The organism is Paenibacillus cisolokensis (genome assembly GCF_050481165.1).
Lineage (GTDB): Bacteria > Bacillota > Bacilli > Paenibacillales > Paenibacillaceae > Paenibacillus_AH > Paenibacillus_AH cisolokensis.
Genome location: NZ_JBCNFP010000163.1, coordinates 1 through 19,644, shown reverse-complemented (window position 1 = coordinate 19,644; position 19,644 = coordinate 1). Strand labels below are relative to the sequence as shown.

General features: G+C 58.0%; 19 protein-coding genes and 6 tRNA genes. All 25 read right to left on the bottom strand.

All coding sequences use genetic code 11. From position 1 onward, the window contains the following. Positions 1-101: 101 nt before the first annotated feature. The 25 genes from trxB to ABEV74_RS22005 all read right to left on the bottom strand — a co-directional run bounded on the left by trxB (position 102) and on the right by ABEV74_RS22005 (position 19,517). A complete protein-coding gene (trxB, locus tag ABEV74_RS22125; RefSeq protein ID WP_062489417.1) occupies positions 102-1,049 on the bottom strand; it encodes a thioredoxin-disulfide reductase in 948 nt (315 codons plus the stop codon). A 102-nt stretch (positions 1,050-1,151) separates the two neighbouring features. After that, complete coding sequence (locus tag ABEV74_RS22120) at positions 1,152-2,909, bottom strand: tetratricopeptide repeat protein (RefSeq protein ID WP_062489419.1); 1,758 nt, start codon at positions 2,907-2,909, stop codon at positions 1,152-1,154. Positions 2,910-3,056: 147 nt separating this feature from the next. After that, positions 3,057-4,007, bottom strand: a complete 951-nt coding sequence (locus ABEV74_RS22115) for a ribose-phosphate diphosphokinase (protein ID WP_062489420.1) — start codon at positions 4,005-4,007, stop codon at positions 3,057-3,059. A 90-nt stretch (positions 4,008-4,097) separates the two neighbouring features. Further along, positions 4,098-4,904: a histidinol-phosphatase HisJ gene (hisJ, locus tag ABEV74_RS22110; RefSeq protein WP_430149650.1), complete on the bottom strand. Its 807-nt coding sequence runs from the start codon at positions 4,902-4,904 to the stop codon at positions 4,098-4,100. A 42-nt stretch (positions 4,905-4,946) separates the two neighbouring features. Beyond that, positions 4,947-5,708 (bottom strand): bifunctional phosphoribosyl-AMP cyclohydrolase/phosphoribosyl-ATP diphosphatase HisIE, encoded by a 762-nt coding sequence (gene hisIE, locus ABEV74_RS22105; protein ID WP_430149647.1) that lies wholly within the window; start codon positions 5,706-5,708, stop codon positions 4,947-4,949. Next, entirely contained in the window at positions 5,705-6,463 is a 759-nt protein-coding gene (gene hisF, locus ABEV74_RS22100) for an imidazole glycerol phosphate synthase subunit HisF (RefSeq protein ID WP_430149644.1), read from the bottom strand. The genes hisIE and hisF overlap by 4 nt, the downstream gene beginning before the upstream one ends. Positions 6,464-6,493: 30 nt before the next feature. After that, a complete protein-coding gene (gene hisA, locus ABEV74_RS22095; protein ID WP_062489427.1) occupies positions 6,494-7,225 on the bottom strand; it encodes a 1-(5-phosphoribosyl)-5-[(5-phosphoribosylamino)methylideneamino]imidazole-4-carboxamide isomerase in 732 nt (243 codons plus the stop codon). Between the two features lie 22 nt (positions 7,226-7,247). Continuing rightward, on the bottom strand, positions 7,248-7,877 hold the full coding sequence (gene hisH, locus ABEV74_RS22090; RefSeq protein ID WP_062489430.1) for an imidazole glycerol phosphate synthase subunit HisH: 630 nt from the start codon (positions 7,875-7,877) through the stop codon (positions 7,248-7,250). Next, positions 7,878-8,477, bottom strand: a complete 600-nt coding sequence (gene hisB, locus ABEV74_RS22085; RefSeq protein ID WP_213530108.1) for an imidazoleglycerol-phosphate dehydratase HisB — start codon at positions 8,475-8,477, stop codon at positions 7,878-7,880. A gap of 120 nt (positions 8,478-8,597) precedes the next feature. Continuing rightward, on the bottom strand, positions 8,598-9,908 hold the full coding sequence (hisD, locus tag ABEV74_RS22080; protein ID WP_213530105.1) for a histidinol dehydrogenase: 1,311 nt from the start codon (positions 9,906-9,908) through the stop codon (positions 8,598-8,600). Between the two features lie 78 nt (positions 9,909-9,986). Next, a complete protein-coding gene (hisG, locus tag ABEV74_RS22075) occupies positions 9,987-10,625 on the bottom strand; it encodes an ATP phosphoribosyltransferase (protein WP_062489434.1) in 639 nt (212 codons plus the stop codon). Next, positions 10,622-11,854 (bottom strand): ATP phosphoribosyltransferase regulatory subunit, encoded by a 1,233-nt coding sequence (locus tag ABEV74_RS22070; RefSeq protein ID WP_213530103.1) that lies wholly within the window; start codon positions 11,852-11,854, stop codon positions 10,622-10,624. Before ABEV74_RS22070 ends, hisG begins: the two co-directional genes overlap by 4 nt. Positions 11,855-12,107: 253 nt before the next feature. Continuing rightward, positions 12,108-12,593 carry an acyltransferase gene (locus ABEV74_RS22065; protein ID WP_430149639.1) on the bottom strand — a complete coding sequence of 162 codons (486 nt, stop codon included), beginning with the start codon at positions 12,591-12,593 and terminating at the stop codon, positions 12,108-12,110. Next, positions 12,590-13,249, bottom strand: coding sequence for a pyrophosphatase PpaX (gene ppaX / locus ABEV74_RS22060; RefSeq protein WP_430149636.1), 660 nt, complete (start codon positions 13,247-13,249; stop codon positions 12,590-12,592). The genes ABEV74_RS22065 and ppaX overlap by 4 nt, the downstream gene beginning before the upstream one ends. Continuing rightward, positions 13,233-14,282 (bottom strand): prolipoprotein diacylglyceryl transferase, encoded by a 1,050-nt coding sequence (gene lgt, locus ABEV74_RS22055; RefSeq protein WP_430149633.1) that lies wholly within the window; start codon positions 14,280-14,282, stop codon positions 13,233-13,235. The genes ppaX and lgt overlap by 17 nt, the downstream gene beginning before the upstream one ends. 15 nt (positions 14,283-14,297) lie before the next feature. Continuing rightward, a complete protein-coding gene (gene hprK / locus ABEV74_RS22050; protein WP_430149630.1) occupies positions 14,298-15,236 on the bottom strand; it encodes an HPr(Ser) kinase/phosphatase in 939 nt (312 codons plus the stop codon). 259 nt (positions 15,237-15,495) lie between these two features. Then, positions 15,496-16,617 (bottom strand): ABC transporter ATP-binding protein, encoded by a 1,122-nt coding sequence (locus ABEV74_RS22045; protein WP_062489446.1) that lies wholly within the window; start codon positions 16,615-16,617, stop codon positions 15,496-15,498. 97 nt (positions 16,618-16,714) lie between these two features. Further along, complete coding sequence (locus ABEV74_RS22040) at positions 16,715-17,854, bottom strand: PucR family transcriptional regulator (protein WP_430149627.1); 1,140 nt, start codon at positions 17,852-17,854, stop codon at positions 16,715-16,717. A gap of 78 nt (positions 17,855-17,932) precedes the next feature. Beyond that, positions 17,933-18,883: an MraY family glycosyltransferase gene (locus ABEV74_RS22035; protein WP_430149624.1), complete on the bottom strand. Its 951-nt coding sequence runs from the start codon at positions 18,881-18,883 to the stop codon at positions 17,933-17,935. A 113-nt stretch (positions 18,884-18,996) separates the two neighbouring features. Beyond that, a tRNA-Lys gene (locus ABEV74_RS22030) sits at positions 18,997-19,072 on the bottom strand. Positions 19,073-19,082: 10 nt separating this feature from the next. Then, positions 19,083-19,168 (bottom strand) — tRNA-Tyr (locus tag ABEV74_RS22025). 15 nt (positions 19,169-19,183) lie between these two features. Beyond that, positions 19,184-19,259, bottom strand: a tRNA-Phe gene (locus tag ABEV74_RS22020). Between the two features lie 14 nt (positions 19,260-19,273). After that, positions 19,274-19,350 (bottom strand) — tRNA-Asp (locus tag ABEV74_RS22015). A gap of 7 nt (positions 19,351-19,357) precedes the next feature. Then, positions 19,358-19,433 (bottom strand) — tRNA-Ala (locus ABEV74_RS22010). Positions 19,434-19,440: 7 nt separating this feature from the next. Further along, positions 19,441-19,517: transfer RNA gene (locus ABEV74_RS22005), tRNA-Met, on the bottom strand. Between the last annotated feature and the right edge of the window lie 127 nt (positions 19,518-19,644).

Sequence of the window (19,644 nt, the reverse complement as noted above, 5' to 3'; positions counted from 1 at the left end):
AACTTATAAATTCTTATATGTTAAATAAAAACGCAAGGCTGGCCGCCTTGCGTCTGGTTACAACTTCTATCGAGCATTTCAACGGACAAAGGAAGCGAAAATTAGAGCGTCTTGCTCCAATCATTCACCATATGTCCTTCCAGGAACTTCTCGCAATCCATCGCAGCCATGCAGCCGCTGCCCGCTGCCGTAATCGCCTGGCGGTATTTCTTGTCCTGTACGTCGCCGCAAGCGAATACGCCCGGCACATTCGTCTCGGTCGTGCCCGGCTTCACGATGATGTATCCGAGCTCGTCCGTTTCCACCTGGCCGTTCAGGAACTTCGTGTTCGGCGTATGTCCGATGGCCACGAATATACCGTTCGCTTCGATAATTTCTTCCTCGCCGGTCGAGTTGTTCCGAACTTTCAAACCGGTGACGCCTGTGTCTCCGGCGATCACTTCGAGAGGCGTCCGGTTCAGCTTCCAGCTGATTTTCTCGTTCTGCCGCGCGCGGTCCTGCATAATTTTGGAGGCTCGCAGTTCATCGCGGCGGTGCACCACCTCGACGTTCGTCGCGAAGCGGGTAAGGAAGTTCGCTTCCTCCATCGCGGAGTCGCCGCCACCGACGACGATAATTTTTTTGCCCCGGAAGAAGAAGCCGTCGCATGTGGCGCAAGTGCTGACCCCGCGTCCGACATTATCTTTCTCACCCGGAATGCCCAAATATTTGGCCGATGCGCCGGTGGAAATAATAAGCGATTCGGCGACAAGTTCGCCATGACCTTCTACCTGGAGCTTGAACGGACGCTCGGACAGATCGACGCTGTTCACCCAGCCGGTCTTGAACTCGGCGCCGAATCGTTCCGCCTGCTTGCGCATATTGGCCATCAGTTCCGGCCCCATGATGCCTTCCGGAAACCCGGGGAAGTTCTCCACTTCCGTCGTCGTCGTCAATTGACCGCCCGGTTCCGGACCTTCGATGACAAGCGGCTTCATATTCGCGCGCGCCAGATAGATGGCCGCGGTCAAACCGGACGGACCGGTCCCGATAATGATCGATTTGTACATAGGTATCCCTCCTAGTCTATTTGATTGCAAAACGCTGTTTGGCGGCGTCTTCTGCGGCAATGTCATCGTTCGCGCTGCTATTCGTTGTACCGTTTCCGGCCGCTATTCGCTGTCCCGTTCCGCAAATACGGAATGGATTGTTTTCATTTTTTCCTTAATGCCGCATATTTCATCAATTCGCTTCACATATTTGCTCACGGTCGCGATGGACGTTCCGTAGCGTTGCGATACTTCATGATACGAAATTTCGCGGCGATGCATCTTCGCCGTCAAATATTCCAACGCCGCCGCCCACCCTTCCGCTTTGCCGAGCTTCGGCACGTCAGGGTAGACGCGGGAGAGAAAATCCACCCAAAGCGTCAGCAGGTCATGCTGCTGCACCAGATCGTAGCGTTTGCCCATCCGCGACAGAGCCGCTTCCAGCACGGCCTGCCACCTGTCGTCCCAGACCGGCAGCCTGGACGGCATCCGGTTCGGCTCGATCACCGTGCGCTCCCCGCCCAGCACCGCTTCCAGCGGCCCGTGCACGCCGATCGTTCGCAGAACGAACAGCGCGATCCGCTTCAGGTAATCCTCTTCGTCCGGCTCCAGCAGAAACGTCTGCAACGCTTCTTTCACCTCGCCGTCAGCGATCATTCCCAGCGCCTGGATGACCTGCAGCTTCGTCTGACGATCGCCATGGCGCAGCGCCCAGAAGAAGGAGGAACGGACGAGCGGGTCCCGCTTCACATGCTCGGGGAAGCCTTCCGGCGTATTCTCCCACATTCGGAACTGCTCTTCGAAAGGCAGGTGGTAATGGTAGCTGACGGGAACGGAATGTCCATCCTTATGTCCTTCCTCGCGCATGCGCTCCAACTGCTCGAGATAATACCGGGGAATGTCCGATTCAGGGTCCAGCTTGGCGGCCTGGCGCCAAAGCCGTTCGCTGTCCGCGTAGCGACCGATGTTGCAGGCCGCTACCGCCGCGTAATGACACAGGCACGGATCGCTGTGCAGCGCCGGGTCCTTAAGCAGACGAAGAAAGTGGCGGTACGCCGTCTCGTGATAGCCAAGTATGCCCATCGTAGTGGCCAGCTTGAATACATGCTCCTGGTGAAACGGGACCGTCTTGCTCAGCAGCGCGACGATCGGCGCGAGCCGCTCCTCGTCGCCTTCATGCTGAAGGAAGATGGCCAGATTGCATAGCCCGTGCAAATTGCCGGGATCGGTCTCCAGCACCTGGCGAACCGTATCCATCGCTTGCTCGAACATTCCCAGATAATAGTAAGCAAGCGCCAAATTGTTACGGGCGGCCAGAAAATCGGGATACTGCTCCACGATCGCTTCGAGCTGCTTCATCGCCTGCGCGAATTTCCCTTCTTCAAGAAGCATTCGCGCCTGATCGTGCTCATACAAGCCTTCCCGCGATTTGATTTTTTTCAGCTTGGTCGGCCTCTCCAGCTCATAATGGAGCAGCTCCATCATTTCCTCGGCCTCTTCCAGAAACTGCCCTTCTTCGTCCTTCTCCAGATAGCGGACCAGGGCGTCCTCCGCCTCTTCGTACCGCTCCATATTAGCGTAATTGTTCGCCATGTAAAAATGGCATTCCGTCATGGACGGGTCAAGGTCGTCGACAATATAGCGGAGAATCCGGTTCGACTCCTCGAAATTGCCCATCTCCGACAAAATGCCGGCCATATTGCAATGGTTGACCGGATTGTCCGGTTCGTATTCCACGGCGCGGCGGAAATACTTCAGTGCCTTGTCATAATGATAACGATCCAGCGAACGAACGGCCCGTTCGAAAAAGAACGTGGCGTCCCAATGAATCGGTATGACGTTGGTCGGCTGATCGGCAACCGCTCGTTTCTTTCCTTTCATTCGCAAGGCACCTCCCGGTACGTTCGATGCTCCGATTATACCACAGCGCGGCCCTTCCATACACACCCGGAAAATAAGGCAACGTCCGCCGGCCAGCCGCATCCGCCATTCGGACCGTTATCGCAGCTGTACCGGCGGACGAATCCGCTACACCCCGGCGTTCTTGAAGAGCGTGCTGATCGAGCCGCCTTGACAAATAATTTTGGTCGCCTCGGCAAGCATAGGGGCGACCGACAATACTTGAAACCGCTCAGGCCGATTCGGGGGCAGCGTAATCGAGTCGGTTACAACCACTTCCCGGATATTCGGATGATCCAGCCGCTGCAGCGCATTCGCGGAAAACAGCGGGTGCGTCGCGCAGACGTACACATCCTCCGCGCCGCGTTCCTTCAACCCTTCGACGACGTTGATGATGGTCGAGCCGGTATCGATCAGATCCTCGATAATGATCGGCGTCTGCCCGGCTACGTCGCCGATGACGTGCGTAATAACCGACTCGTTATGCGAAGGACGTTTCTTGATCATGATAGCGAAAGGCGAATCGAGATAGTTGGCGAGCTTCTCGGCCGTAGAAGCCCGACCGGCATCCGGCGATACGACGACCGGATTTTTAATGTTTTTCTCTTTCAGGTAATCGCTGATAAGATCAAGTGCGGTCAGGTGATCCACCGGAATGTTGAAGAAGCCCTGAATGGCCGGCGCATGAAGATCGATCGTGATGACCCGGGTCGCTCCGACCGTCGTGAGCACATCCGCCAGCATTTTGGCCGAAATCGGTTCGCGCGGAGCGGCCTTCCGCTCCTGCCGCGCATAGCCATAATAAGGCATGATGATGTTAATGGTACGGGCGGATGCGCGTTTGGCCGCATCGATCATGACGAGCAGCTCGACGAAGTGCTCGTTGATCGGATGCGAGAACGACTGGACGAGAAATACGTCGCAATTCCGGATCGTTTCTTCGTAATGGACGTAAATTTCGCCACTTTTGAAGCGGGAAAGCTTGATTTTGCCTAGGCTGATGCCTAATTCCCGGCCGATCCTCTCCGCCAGTTCCGGGTTGGACGATCCTGAAAAAATTCGCAACTTGTCGCTAAACATGATACCCTCCTGAGCGTGATAAACCTATTGATTGAATTGCTGCAACGAGCTTGTTCGACATTTTTCATTATACATCGAATTTACGATAATTCAAAAATCGATCATGATGCGTGTACGGTCTTTAAACGTGGCCAATTGCGTAAATCCGACCTCTTTCAGCAGTTCACGCGCCTCGCTCAAATATTGCCCCAGTCTTTCCGGCTGGTGGGCGTCCGAGCCGAGCGTAACCGGAATGCCGAGCTCAAGCGCGTATTCGAGCATCCGGCGGCTTGGGAACATTTCGGCGGCCGGCATTCGGAGTCCGGAAGCGTTCAGCTCGATCGCAAGCCCGTGCCGATGCACCGCCTCCAGTGCGGCCCGTTCCAGATGCTGCACATCCCCTTCCGGCTGGAAGCCGAACCGTTTGATCACATCGATATGGCCGATATAGTCGTACAGACCCGTAGCCGCCGCTTTGGCGACGGCATCGTAATAACGTTCGTAAACCGCCATCCGGTCCTTGCCTTCCCATTCGTGCGTCTGGCGAAAGTCGGTGACGTCCCATCGATCCAGAAAATGGACGGAGCCGATGACATAATCCCACCGGTAAGGCTCCAGCAGACGGGCGATCTCTTCTTCCCAGCCTTCGATATAGTCCGCTTCGATCCCGACGCGCACGTCGATGCGTCCCGCATATTTCGCCTTCAGCTCGAAGCATTCCTCGACGTAGCGAGGCAATTCCTCAAGCGGCATCGCCATCTCCGGATAATAGTCGGCGGGGTCGACGTGCACGAGCGGAATATGATCGGAGAGGCCGATTTGCGCCAATCCGATCTCGATCCCCCGTTTCACATAGTCCTCCAGCGACCCCGTCGCATGCCCGCAGCGGGCATGGTGAGTATGGTAATCGATTTTCATATGCGAAAGCCGGCCTTTCCGCTCCGGTTTCCGGAGCTGATTTTATCGGTTCATTTTGTTTGTCGTCGGCTTGCCGTAGCGCGTCTTGAGCTCGCCCAGCACGTCGTCCAGCGGCAGCCCGCGTTCGCGCAGCAGCACCATCAGGTGAAAGATAAGATCGCTCACTTCGCTGCGCAGCTCGTCATTGTCGCCATTTTTCGCGGCGATGACGACCTCTGTCGCTTCCTCGCCGAATTTCTTCAATATTTTGTCGAGCCCTTTGTCGAACAGATAAGTCGTATACGCTCCCTCCGGCCGCTCCTGGTGACGGCTCGCAATGATCGTCTCCAGCTTTCCGAGCGCCGCGAAACGGTCCCCATCCGCCTCAGCAGCCTGCTCTTTGCCTTCGGACAGCGGCACTTCGTTAAAGAAGCAGCTGTACTTGCCCGTATGGCAAGCCGGGCCCCGCTGTTCGACGCGCACGAGCAGCGTATCGCCGTCGCAATCGTAATGCATCGACCTGATCCGCTGCGTATGCCCGCTCGTCGCGCCTTTGTGCCACAGCTCCTTGCGGGAGCGGCTCCAAAACCACGTCTCGCCGGTTTCCAGCGATTTCGCGAGCGATTCCCGGTTCATGTAAGCCATCATCAGCACGTCTTTACTGACGGCGTCCTGCACGATAACCGGGACGAGTCCGGCCTCGTTCCAGGCGATCTTCTCCGCCAGTTCCGCGGCATCCGGCTGTCCGTCCCGGCCGGCGCCCGGCTGCTGACGGCGGGCATCCGCCGCTTCCATCCGCCCGTCCGGCAATAGCCGTTCGTTCATCGCACCTCTACTCCTTCCCGCCTGAGCGCTTCTTTTACGTCGCCGATCGTCAATTCCTTATAATGAAAAATCGAAGCCGCCAGCCCCGCGTCCGCGCGGCCCTCCTCGAACACATCGACAAAATGCCGCGCCGATCCCGCGCCGCCCGATGCGATGACCGGTATGCTCGTCGCATCCACGACGGCGCGCGTCAGCTTAATGTCGAAGCCGTCCTTCGTGCCGTCGGCATCCATGCTCGTCAGCAGTATTTCCCCGGCGCCGAGACGTTCCGCTTCGCGAGCCCACTCCAGCGCCCGGATGCCGGACCGCGTCCGCCCGCCATGCGTGTATACTTCCCATTCGCCCCATTCGGGATTGAACTTCGCGTCGATCGCCACGACGATGCATTGGGAGCCGAACTTGCGGGCGCCTTCGGATATGAGCGACGGATTGCGGACCGCCGCCGTATTGATGCCGATTTTATCCGCTCCGGCGCGCAGCAGCCGCTTCATATCGTCGACATGGGCGATGCCGCCGCCGACCGTAAACGGAATCGTAATTTCGCCGGCCGTCTGCTTGACGACCTCGACCATTGTCGCCCGTCCTTCGTGCGAGGCGGAAATATCGAGAAAGACAAGCTCATCCGCCCCTTCCCGATCATAGATCGCCGCAAGCTCGACCGGATCGCCCGCATCGCGCAGATTGACGAAATTGACGCCTTTCACGACGCGCCCGTCCTTCACATCGAGGCACGGGATAATGCGTTTGGCCAACATCGCTGCTCTCTCCTTCCCGTAAGACGCGGATTAACCGATCGCCCGGATCGCTTCCGTCAGATTGATGCTTTCCGTATACAGCGCCTTGCCGACAATCGCGCCGGCTACCCCGTCCGCACGATGGTCGGCAAGCCGCCGCAAATCGTCCAGACGGCTGACGCCCCCCGAAGCGATGACGGACTTGCCGGATACGCGCGCGAGCGAGACGATCGCCTCCACGTTCGGCCCCTCCATCATGCCGTCGCGGGAAATATCCGTGAAGATAAATGTCGAGGCCCCTTGGGCGGCCAGTTCCACCGCCAGTTCCTCGGCTTTCACCTCCGACGTCTCCAGCCAGCCGCGCGTCGCCACGAAGCCGTTGCGCGCGTCCAGCCCGATCGCCACCTTGTCGCCGTACCGATCAAGCGCCCGCCGCACAAAGTCGCGATCCTCGATCGCCGCCGTCCCGAGAATGACCCGCGCCACACCGAGATCGATCAGCCGCTCGACATGCGTCAGATTGCGCAAGCCGCCGCCGACCTGCACCGGCACATTGACCGCGCGCGCAATATCCCCGATCAGGGTATCGTTGACCGGCGCGCCAGCCTTCGCCCCGTCCAGATCGACCAGGTGAATCCAGGACGCTCCCTGCTCTTCCCATAATTTCGCCACGTCCACCGGATCGTCGTTATATACCGTCTCCCGGTTGTAATCCCCCTGTACAAGCCGGACACACTTGCCTCCCCGTATATCGATAGCGGGATAAATCGTAAAAGCTGCCATGATCCGAATCCAACCTTTCGTACTAGACTAGCCCTTCGGCGACTTGGCGGCTCCCCGTCAACGCCAGAAAATTGCCGAGCAAGCCCATGCCGAGCGCCCCGCTCTTCTCTGGGTGAAACTGCATGCCGTATACGTTGCCGCGCCCGACAATGGCCGTTACGGGCTGATAGTAATCCGTCACGGCGAGCAAGTCGCCGGGCTCCTCCGGCTTGACGTGGTAGGAGTGGACAAAATAGACATAACCTTCGTCCAGCCCTTCGAACAAGGGGCTCGGCTTGCGGAACGCAAGCCGGTTCCACCCCATGTGCGGCACCTTGTAATTGCCTCTGAACCGGACGACGGACCCGGGCAGCAGCCCGAGTCCCCGGCTCGGTCCATGCTCCTCGCTCTCGGTGAACAGCAGCTGCATGCCGAGGCAGATGCCCAGCAGCGGCTTGCCGGATTGGGCGAAACGCGTCACGACTTCGTCCAAACCGGTCTCGCGAAGATTGTCCATCGCATCGGAGAACGCGCCCACGCCCGGCAAGATCGCCCCGTCGGCCGACATAATTTCCTTCGGATCGGAAGAAACGGCCGTCTCGTAACCGAGCCGCTCCACCGCCTTGCCGACGCTGTGCAGATTGCCCATGCCATAATCGAGGATCGCGATCACCTACAATACCCCCTTCGTCGAAGGAACGCCCTGCACCCGCGGATCGATGCCGGTCGCTTCGTCGAGCGCCCGGCCAAGCGCCTTGAACACCGCTTCGATCATATGATGCGTGTTGCGGCCGTAGTGCACGATGACATGCAGTGTCATGCGCGCTTCCAAAGCCAGTTTCCACAAAAATTCGTGCACCAGCTCCGTCTGGAAGCTGCCAACCTGCGCGGACGGATATTCCGCCCGATATTCGAAATGCGGCCGGTTGCTCAAATCGATGACGACCTGCGCCAGCGCCTCGTCCATCGGCACGAACACGCTGGCATACCGCTTGATGCCCCGCTTGTCGCCGAGCGCCTCGCGGATCGTCTGTCCCAGGCAAATGCCGATATCCTCCACCGTATGGTGGTCATCGATATCGACATCGCCGCGCGCCTCGACCGTCAGGTCGAACTGGCCGTGCTTCGCGAACAGATCGAGCATATGATTCAGAAACGGCACGTCGGTTTCGATCGACGCCGTTCCCGTTCCGTCGATGGCAAAGGACAGCTTGATATCCGTTTCGTTCGTGGTGCGGGCCACTTCGGCCGCGCGTTTGACGTTGTCCGCCATATTCGATCCTTCCTTCTCCGTGTAAAGTTGCGTGCTTGTGCCGGCGGCCGCGTATTTCGGCCGCGATGCTTCCGAAAGCGAGAAAACGAAACGAGGAGCCGGCTTCAGCCGCCTGCGGTCCTACCGGCCGGCTCCGCCGCTTCCGCCCGCGCCTTCCCGCTCCAGCCGGACTGCGATCGCCCGGGCGTGGCCTTCCAGTCCTTCGCGGCGCGCCAGCGTCATAATCTTCTCGCCGTTCGCAAGCAGCGCCTCCTTGCTGTAGTAAATCAGGCTAGACTTCTTCAGGAAATCATCCACCGTCACCGGCGACGAGAAGCGGGCCGTTCCGTTCGTCGGCAAAATATGGTTCGGACCGGCGAAATAGTCGCCGACCGGCTCCGAGCTGTGCGGCCCGAGGAAGATGGCGCCCGCATTCTCGATCCTGGCGAGCAGCGACAACGGATCGGCCGTCAGCACCTCGAGATGCTCCGGCGCCATCCGGTTCACGACGTCGATGCCTTCCGCCAGCGAGTCGACGAGCAGCGCCGCGCCGTAGCTGTCGATCGAACGGCGCGCAATCGGCTCGCGCGGCAGCGCCTGCAGCTGCCGCTCGACCTCATCCGCTACGGCGCGCGCCAGCGTCTCCGACGGCGTCACCAGCACCGCCGAGGCCATCTCGTCGTGCTCCGCCTGCGACAGCAGATCGGCCGCCACATAGACCGGGTCGGCCGTCTCGTCCGCCAGCACGACGATCTCGCTCGGTCCGGCGATGCTGTCGATGTCGACGACGCCGAAAACGGCGCGCTTCGCCAGCGCGACATAGATATTGCCGGGGCCGCAAATTTTATCCACCGGCGCGATCGTCGCGGTGCCGTACGCCAGCGCGGCCACCGCCTGCGCTCCCCCGACCCGGTACATCTCCCGCACGCCCGCCTCCGCGGCGGCGACCAGAATGTACGGGTCGATCCCTTCCGTGCCGCCGGTAGCAGGCGGCGTCACCATGACGATCTCCGGCACGCCGGCCACCTGTGCCGGGATGACGTTCATCAGCACGGACGACGGATACGCCGCTTTGCCCCCGGGCACATAGACGCCCACCCGCCTCAGCGGGCGGACGATCTGCCCGAGCAGCGACCCGTCCGGCTGCAAGTCCATCCACGAGGTGCGCTTCTGCTTCTCGTGGAACGAGCGGATATTCGCGGCCGCTTCCCGGATGGCCGCGACGAATTCCGGCTCGACGCGGTCATATGCCGCTTCGATTTCGGCGTCTCCGACGCGCAGGGACGCCGCGTCGAGGGATACTTTGTCATGCAGCTCCGTATAGCGGAGCAGCGCCGCGTCCCCCTCGTTGCGAACCGCCTCGACGATTTCGCGTACCGCCTCGTTCTGTTCCGGAGAGCCGTACTCCACCTCGCGGGTAATGCCGAACTGCTCCGCACGCATGATTTTCATGGCCATTCCCCTTCCTTCCGATCCGTCTAAGCTTCGCCAATCCGGCCTCGGCGCTCCTTAGCCTGGCCGCGATCGGTCTTACGCCCTGGCCGCGATTGTCGCCTGCAGCCTGTCGCACAAGCTCTGTATGGCGCCGTTCTTCATGCGGTAGCTGACCCGATTGGCGATCAGCCGGCTCGTAATGCCGAATATGGTCTGCATCTCCACGAGTCCGTTCTCCCGCAGCGTTTGCCCCGTCTCCACCATATCGACGATCCGGTCGGCAAGCCCGATCATCGGCGCCAGCTCGATCGAACCGTTCAATTTGATCACTTCCACCTGCTGGCCTTGTTCGCGGAAAAACTGTGACGCGACATTCGGATATTTGGTCGCCACCCGCGGATGCATGACCGGCTTCCAGTCCGGCAAGCCGATAACCGACATCCGGCATTTCGCGATGCCGAGATCGAGCAGCTCGTACACGTCCTTGTTTTCCTCCATCAGCACGTCCTTGCCTACGATGCCGATATCGGCCGCGCCGTATTCCACATAGGTAGGGACGTCGACCGGCTTCGCCATAATGAACGACATGCCCGCTTCGGGCGCCTCGATAATCAGCTTTCTCGTATCGTCGAAATCTTCCGGTATCGGCAACCCCGCTTCGCGAAACAGCTTCGACGCCTGCTTGTAGATCCGGCCCTTCGGCATCGCCACCTTCAGCAGCTCCCGTCCGCTCATGTGGCGTCGCCTCCTTTCGTATGCTCCTGCAATGTTCCCGTGTAAGAGAGGAATTCCGCATATCTTTTCCCTTTATACACGACCGGCTTGGCCGCCGCCAGCAGACTGCTGTGCGTCAGTCCGTCGTCGATCCGTTCCGTCACGACGGTATTTCCGCTGTCGCGCAGCCGCCCCGCTTCGATCAGCGCCTCCCGGCGTCCCGCCTCGTCGTAGCCGATCAGCACCGCGCTGTCGTCGCCGTCCGGCTCCAGCCCGACGAGCTCGAGCAGCCGGGTCGTCTTCAACGCGAAACCCGTCGCCGGCGCGGGACGGCCGAACTGGCCGAGCAAATTGTCGTAGCGCCCGCCGCTGACAACGGGAAACCCGAGATCGGCCGCATATCCTTCGAACGTCATGCCGGTATAATAGGAGAAATCGCCGATCATCGTCAAGTCGATCAGCACATGATCGCATACCCCGTACGCCTTCAGCACATCCCACATTTCGCACAGATGGCGGATCGACGCTTGCGCCGTCTCGTTGCGGCTGAGCTGCATCGCCTGATCGCATATTTCCTGGCCGCCGCGCAGCCGGAGAATCCCTTCCAGTTCTTCGCTCACGCCTCCGGACAGCCCGAGAGCGGCCAGCCGTTCCCGATAACCGACATAATCGCGGCCGAGCAGACACGCTTTCAGCTCTTCCTGCGCTTCCGCTTGACCCTGCAACGTTTCTTCGAACAGCCCGTTAAGGAAGCCGACGTGTCCGACCGCGATTTTAAACCGCTCAATACCGGCCGCCTTTAAGGATGCGATAGCCAGCGCCACCACCTCGGCATCGGCGTCGGCCGATGCATCGCCGATCAGCTCCACGCCGGTCTGGAAAAACTCCGCCTCGCGGCCCGCCTCTTCCTCGATGGACCGGAACACGTTGGCATGATAGGAAAGCCGAAGCGGAAGCGGCGCATCCCGCAACAGCGAGGCCGCGACCCGCGCGATCGGCGACGTCATATCGGAACGCAGCACAAGCGTTGTCCCGCGATTGTTCAACAATTTGAACAGCTTCTGATCGGATGTGGAGCTGGCGACGCCGACCGTATCGTAATATTCCATCGACGGCGTTACGATCTGCTCATAGCCCCACCTGCCCATACAGTCCAGCGTCTGCCGCTCGATCTGGCGCAGCTTCTTCGCCGCAGCCGGCAAATAATCTTTCAAGCCAACCGGCTTTTCGAACATTTTCGGTTTGGACATGCCCGTTCACCCACGTTGCTTTAATATATTAAAGTGCTACCATGTTACCATACTGCCAAAATAAAGGATTAGTCGTAATTCTAACATGCGGACCCGTGCCCGTCAAGCGGATCGGTGCAGACATATCGCCTTTGCCGAACATTTCCGCTTCTATCTTAATCTGCCCATCCGCCAACCAAAAAAAGCGGTCAGGGACCGTTTGCCTTGTCCGGCACCGGCCCGCAACCGCTTCGGGACGCTTCTATTCAATCGACTACTCCGCCCGGCGCAGCTCCCGGAGCGGATTGCCGCCGACGAAAGCGCCCGGCGCCACATCTTTGTGAACGACGGAGCCGGCAGCGACAACGGCGCCGTCGCCGATCGTAACACCCGGCAATATCGTCGTATTGGCGCCGATCAGAACGGACGATCCGATCTTCACGTCACCCAGTCTGTACTCTTTGATCAGATACTCGTGAGCCAGAATCGTCGTATTGTAGCCGATAATCGAGTTGTCGCCGACTTCGATCCGCTCCGGGAAAAAGACGTCGACCATAACCATCAACGCAAATGAGGTGTGCCGTCCGACCTTCATGCCGAGCACGCGGCGATAGATCCAGTTTTTGACCGGAAGCGACGGGCAGTAGCGCGCCAACTGGATAAATATAAAATTGCGCACCGCTTTGAGCGGGCTGACGGTTTTGTACATCTGCCACAGGGCGTTAGGCCCCTTCACCGGATACCGCTCCAGCTTTCTCACACGTCCCGCTCCAATCCGACCAGGGTATAAAGATCGCGCATATCGTGAAGAATATGCTGCGCGCCGCTGTCTCTCAGCACTTGTTCCCCTTTGAGCGACCACGCCACCCCGACCGCAACGCAGCCCGCCGCCCGCGCCGCCTGCATATCGACCGAGCTGTCGCCCACCATCAGCGTCCCGGCCGGATCCGCTCCCAGCTTCTCCATCGCCAGCAGCACCGGTTCCGGATGCGGCTTCGGATGCGAAACGTCGTCTATCGTGACAATCGCGTCCATATAATCGATGAGCCCGAAAGATTTCAATCCGCGCTCGGTCGTCTGTCGCATTTTCGTCGTGACGACCCCCATCCGGATGCCCGACCGATGCAGCCGGCCGAGAACCTCGGGCACATGGGGAAACGGCTTGACCAGTTCGTCATGCAGCCGCCAATTGATTTCGCGATAGGCCGCTACAAGATGGGATACGTCGTCGAGACCGGTGAACTGCTTCATCTGGTCGACGAGAGGTTGTCCCATGCTCGGAATAATATGCTCCCGATCGAAGCCGTCCGGCACGACGCCCTGAAGCGCATGCAGAAATGAGCGGATAATCAGTTCGTTCGTATCGAGAATCGTCCCGTCCAGGTCGAACAGGACATGGTTAATCGTTCGTTTCATCTTCATGGCCTTTCGTTTTTTCTCTGTCGTTCGGCGCAGCTTCGGTCCGCTCCACCCCGTGCTCTTCTCCGCCGTTCTCGGCCTTGGTCTCCTCCGGCCCGGCGTCAGCCGGCAGTCCCGTCTTCCGGTTGATAATCGGATCCAGGTACCGCTCCGATGCGGCGCCTGTGGCGCGCCGGACGATGATGATCGCGACAGCCGCCAGCACAAGCAGAATGGCGACAAGCTGGGAAATGCGGATATTGCCGTAAGCCGGGTCCAGATATCCCGGTTCGAATGTTACGGTCATCGGCGACCACAACCCGTTCACGAAAGACGCCAGCCATTCCGGTCCATGAAACGCGAGGGAGTCCGTGCGCAGCCCTTCGATATAAAATCTTCCGACCGAATACCAGATAAAATAGCTCATCAGCAGTTCTCCGGCCCGCAAAAACTTCTGGCGGCGCAAGATGAGCAACAGAATCAACCCGAGCAAGTTCCACAGCGATTCGTACAAAAACGTCGGATGGTGGAACGTACCCTGAACGTTCATTTGGTCGACGATCCACCCCGGCAGATGCAGCGTATTCCGCAGGAAGTCTTCGCTGACCGGTCCGCCATAAGCTTCCTGATTGACAAAGTTGCCCCAGCGCCCGATGATTTGCCCCGTGATCAGCGAAGGCGCACAAATGTCGGCGATGCGCCAGAAGCTGTATCCTTTGGCGCGGATATACAAGATGCCGGCTATAAATGCACCGATCAACGCCCCGTATATCGCAATGCCGCCTTCCCATATTTTAAAGACCGATGCCAGATCGTGCTTATATTCGTCCCACTTGAACGCCACATAGTAGATACGGGCTCCGATAATGGCGGACGGAACGCCGATCAGCAACAAATCCATAAAGAAATCGGATGACAGCCCGTATCGCTTGCCTTCCCGAACGGCCAGCAACAGTCCGGCCAGCGCGCCGAGGCCGAGAATGATGCCGTACCAACGCACCTCAAAGGTACCGATCGCAATCGCGACGGGATTAATGAGAAGCATGTTCATACTTCGAATTCTCCTTTATTCGTAATCGTCCATGTCGTCCGCAATCGTCTCGGTCAGCTTGTTCGTAAACTGCAAAGCGGCATTGTATCCCATTCGCTTCAGACGATAGTTCATGGCCGCCACCTCAATAATAACGGCAAGGTTCCGGCCGGGACGCACCGGGACGGTCACAAGCGGGATGTCGGTATCGAGTATGCGCGTTTTCTCTTCGTCCAGTCCGAGCCGGTCGTACTGCTTATCCGGCTGCCAATTTTCCAGCTTGATGACGACGCTGATCCGTTTCTGCGTACGAACAGCTCCGGCGCCAAACAGCGTCATGACGTTAATAATGCCGAGCCCCCGAATTTCGAGCAGATAGCGGATCAACTCCGGCGCGCTGCCGTGCAGCTGGCCGTCCGACGTCTGGCGGATTTCGACGGCGTCGTCGGCGACGAGGCGATGGCCCCGCTTCACAAGTTCCAGCGCCGTTTCGCTCTTCCCGATGCCGCTGCTGCCGGTAATCAGCATGCCGATGCCGTACACATCGACAAGCACGCCGTGAATGGTCGTCGTCGGCGCCAGTCTCTGCTCCAGAAAATTGGTGATCCGGCTGGACAGAATCGTCGTCGCCACCTGGCTCCTCAGTATCGGGATATTCGTCAGCGCCGATTGTTCGAGCAGCTCCAGCGGCGGTTCCTGTCCTCTCGTCACGATGATGCAAGGCGTGTCCGCGCCGCACAGCCGTTCCATCCGGTCCTTGCGCACTTCCCGATCCAGCGTTTCCAGAAACGCAAGTTCCGTCCGCCCCAATATCTGCACCCGTTCCGAAGGATAATAGTGGAAATATCCGGCTATTTCCAGCCCCGGACGGTACAGATCGTCAACCGTCACCGTTCTTTTCAATCCGTCCTCTCCCGATAGTATTTCCAGTTGAAATACTTGAACAAGTTCGGAAACTTTCACTTTCCTGGGCATCGTGCTGCCTCCCTTACTTCCCTGCAACCGCCGGGTCCTTAGTTCTTCAGTTCTCCTTTTCCAATGACTCCATGGTAAAGGAAAAAAGCGCCGAAAGCAACGTCGACGTTGTGTTCGGCGCATCATGCCGCATCGCAGCAACGGTACGGATGCACGACGGCCGTGCTCGATTTCAGCCGGGTAATAAGCGATTTTGCCCGCGACGCAAAAAACCGCCCGATGGCCGGGCGGTTCGTTTCGAAACGAAACTTTTGCTTCATTATACTTCGAAAACGTTCAGTTCCGTTTCCTTGTCAAACACATGCGCTTTGTTCATGTCGATCGCCAGCTTGACGTTCGTGCCGTCACGCATGCCGGCGCGGCCGTCTACGCGCGCGATAACCGTATCGTTGCCGATACCGTTCAGGTACAGATACATTTCGTGACCGAGGTTTTCCGCAACTTCGACATGCGCGTTAACAACGGTGTTCGGAGATGCTTCAATAAATACCGGTTCTTCGTGGAGATCTTCCGGACGAACGCCGAGAATAACTTCTTTGCCGACATAGCCTTTCTCGCGAAGCGTCTTCGCTTTGCCTTCCGGCACGACAACGTCGATGCCTGTCGTTTTGAAGTGAAGCGCTCCGCCTTGATCGACCAGCCCGCCGGTAATGAAGTTCATGGCGGGAGCGCCGATGAAACCGGCTACGAACAGATTGACCGGATGATTGTACAGCTCTTCCGGAGAAGCCGCTTGCTGAATGACTCCGTCCTTCATAACGACGATCCGATCGCCCATCGTCATCGCCTCGATCTGGTCGTGCGTTACGTAAATAACGGTCGTTTCCAGACGTTTGGCCAGCTTGCTGATCTCGGCGCGCATCTGTCCGCGCAGCTTGGCGTCGAGGTTGGAGAGCGGTTCGTCCATCAGGAACACTTGCGGTTCGCGTACGATTGCGCGTCCGAGCGCGACACGCTGACGCTGACCGCCGGAAAGCGCCTTCGGTTTGCGGTCCAGCAGGTGTTCGATATCGAGAATTTTAGCGGCTTCACGAACGCGTTTGTCGATTTCCGCTTTTTTGAATTTACGAAGTTTAAGGCCGAATGCCATGTTTTGATATACGTTCATGTGCGGATAAAGCGCGTAAGACTGGAATACCATCGCGATGTCGCGATCTTTCGGAGCGACGTCATTGACAAGGCGGTCGCCGATGTAGAGCTTGCCCTCGGAAATTTCTTCAAGGCCTGCGATCATCCGCAGCGTTGTCGATTTACCGCAACCGGACGGTCCGACCAGGACAAGAAACTCTTTATCCTTGATGTCGAGATGGAAGTCTTTAACCGACGCGTTATCCGAACCCGGATATTTCTTGTAAACGTGTTCTAAACGTACACCAGCCATGTGCATTTCCCCCTATACGTATAATTGAGAGCTTTCTCGTAATCCTATCTTATAATAAGGGGTCAGCGTATGACTATGCACAAACTTTACAAAAATATTAAGCCCTTTTCGTGACTTTGTACAATAGCAAAATAATTTTCACCAGAACGGCATCCCGGAATTGCCGGACGTCGAGCCCTGTCTCCTGCTTCAGTTTGTCCAGCCGGTAAAGCAGCGTATTCCGGTGAATATAAAGCTTTTTGGCTGTCTCGCTGACATTGCAGTCAAGCTCAAAAAACGTTTCCAGCGTCGCAAGGATCTCCGGCTCGACGAAAACGTCGCTGCGTTTGAGCACCTGTTCCACATATCGGATCCGCTGCGATTCCGGGATGCTGTCGAGCAGCCGTTCCAAATGAATCAGCCAAGGGAGATGGATGGTATTGCCTACGTGAAACTTGCGGCCGAGATAGACCGTCTCCCGCAGCAGCCGGGTCGTCTCCACCATCGAGGTTGCGGGCGATGCCGGATACGCTACGGCCAGATGACAGTCGCCGATCCACTCGCTGGCCAGCATCTCATGAAGACCCGAACAGATGGAAGCCAGACTTTCTTCCAGCGAATCTTCTTCACCTGCGGCGCGTTCCTCGGACTCGGTATCGGTAAGCAGGGATGTCGGCCCCCATATGAGCCATTCCTGCCCTTTAAGCGGAATCAGCAATATATCCTCTGCCAAAAACTGCCGCAGCAGCTTTTCCAGTTCGGTATAAGCGCTTCCCGCTGTCTCTGCAACCGGATGCTCGCTGACGAGCAGAAACGGGATCATTTCCGTAAACAACCGCCCCCGGATCGTCAAATTGTCGGGAAGCGTGCTTTCGGGATGTTCGGATTCGAGCTGGTCGATGATCCACTGTCCGATCTGCATCGCTATGGATTCCGTATCGGATGCAGGACCCGTGTATCCGGCTAGACCCGACTTGAGCTGGCCGATCGTCCATCCGATCAGCGCCTTGTCAGTCTCGGTCAAATTGCTTCGCGATATTTCCATCACATCTACGTACTGTCCGTCCGTACGCAACGCAAACAGCGGTTTTCCGTCCCGTTCCGCAAGCTGTCCGGGCTGCGGCGCGCCGAAGGCTTTGCCCGACCCGGCGGATGCGCGCGCAGCATGCTCCCGCCATTCGGAAACCGTCAATTTTCGATGGTAGACCGGGCATTTCAAAATTTGCTGAAGCTGATCCATCCAATTTGGCGTGCTCATCGTTCATCCCCTATCCCATGCGGTTAAGCAACGCTTTTTTTCGCTATTTTACCATAGACGCAGCGTCAACCTCCAATTTCATTTTTGCACGAGCAGCAGAACGATGGACAGCAGGGCAAACAATGCGGCGATAAGATACAGGAAAGAGACGGCTTGCACCTGATTCAGTCCCCACCGCATCAACACATGATGGAAGTGCATATTGTCCGCCCGATGGAGCGGTTTCCCCAACAGAAGCCGCCGCAGCATGACGATGATGGTATCGAATATCGGCAATCCAAGGGCGAGTATCGGCACCGCCATCGATAACAGCGTCGCGCTTTTGAACGCTCCTTCCACCGCCACGACGGCCAGCACAAAACCGAGGAACGTCGCGCCCGCATCACCGAGAAATATGCGCGCCGGATGAAAATTGTACGCGAGAAACCCGATGCATGCCCCGATAATAATCGCGGCGAGGAGCGCCGTATCCGGCTGTTTTTTGATGATAGCGGCAACAAGCAGCGTCGCCGAGGATATCATGGATACGCCGGAAGCAAGCCCGTCCGCCCCGTCGATAAAGTTAACCATATTAATAAGCGCAAACACCCATACGATCGTGGCGACCGCCGACAACCACTCGGGAAAAAGATAAAACTTGCCGCTGACCGGGTCGGTAACGGCCATAATCCGGATGCCGAACGACAGCGGCAGCATCGACACAGCCAAGTAGCCGACAACACGGGGCCATACCGGAAAGTCACGCCCTTTTGCCTTGAAAGCGTCATCTGTCAGCCCGATGGCGACCAGCGCCAAACCGCCGACAGCAACGGTTAAACTAAGCCCGGTGATGCCTTGATAAAGTATGAATGTGACGGCCACAGCCGCGTATATCGCTGCGCCACCCATGAGCGGCACCGGCTTGCGATGAATTTTGCGGGGAGAGGGACGATCTACAAAGCCGATGCGCAAAGCTATCCTGCGAAGGACAGGCACACCGGCAAACACGATGATGAAGCTGACGAATGCTGCGGCTATCGCGATCATCATATCCCCCCTTGTATGCTAACGCTCGAATAACAACCGTCTTTTCACATTGTGCCCAAAAAAGAAAAAAAACCGCAGGCTGCAACCTGCAGGTTTTCATGATGATGAAGAGAAAATGGTGAGCCATGAAGGACTCGAACCTTCGACACCCTGATTAAAAGTCAGGTGCTCTACCAGCTGAGCTAATGGCTCGTAGTTGAAGTGGTGGAGGGCGATGGATTCGAACCACCGAACTCGTAAGAGAACAGATTTACAGTCTGCTGCGTTTGACCACTTCGCTAGCCCTCCACGTGTGAAAACAAATGGTGGCTCGGGACGGAATCGAACCGCCGACACGAGGATTTTCAGTCCTCTGCTCTACCAACTGAGCTACCGAGCCACGCATTATAGGGATGGCGGAGCTGACGGGATTCGAACCCGCGTTCTCCTGCGTGACAGGCAGGCATGTTAGGCCTCTACACCACAGCTCCAGACAGATGGTGGACGCTGACGGGATCGAACTCCTGACCTCCTGCTTGCAAGGCAGGCGCTCTCCCAGCTGAGCTAAGCGTCCGTATGTATGGTAGCGGCGGAGGGGATCGAACCCCCGACCTCACGGGTATGAACCGTACGCTCTAGCCAGCTGAGCTACGCCGCCACATTTCCCGTTATAATGTCTGCTTGCCGCGTACGGGACCGCTGCAAGATCGGGCATACATGTTTGCGCCCTGAAAACTGAATGCGAATGTCTGCGTCCAACCCTCTGCTTGTCATGCTTCTTAGGA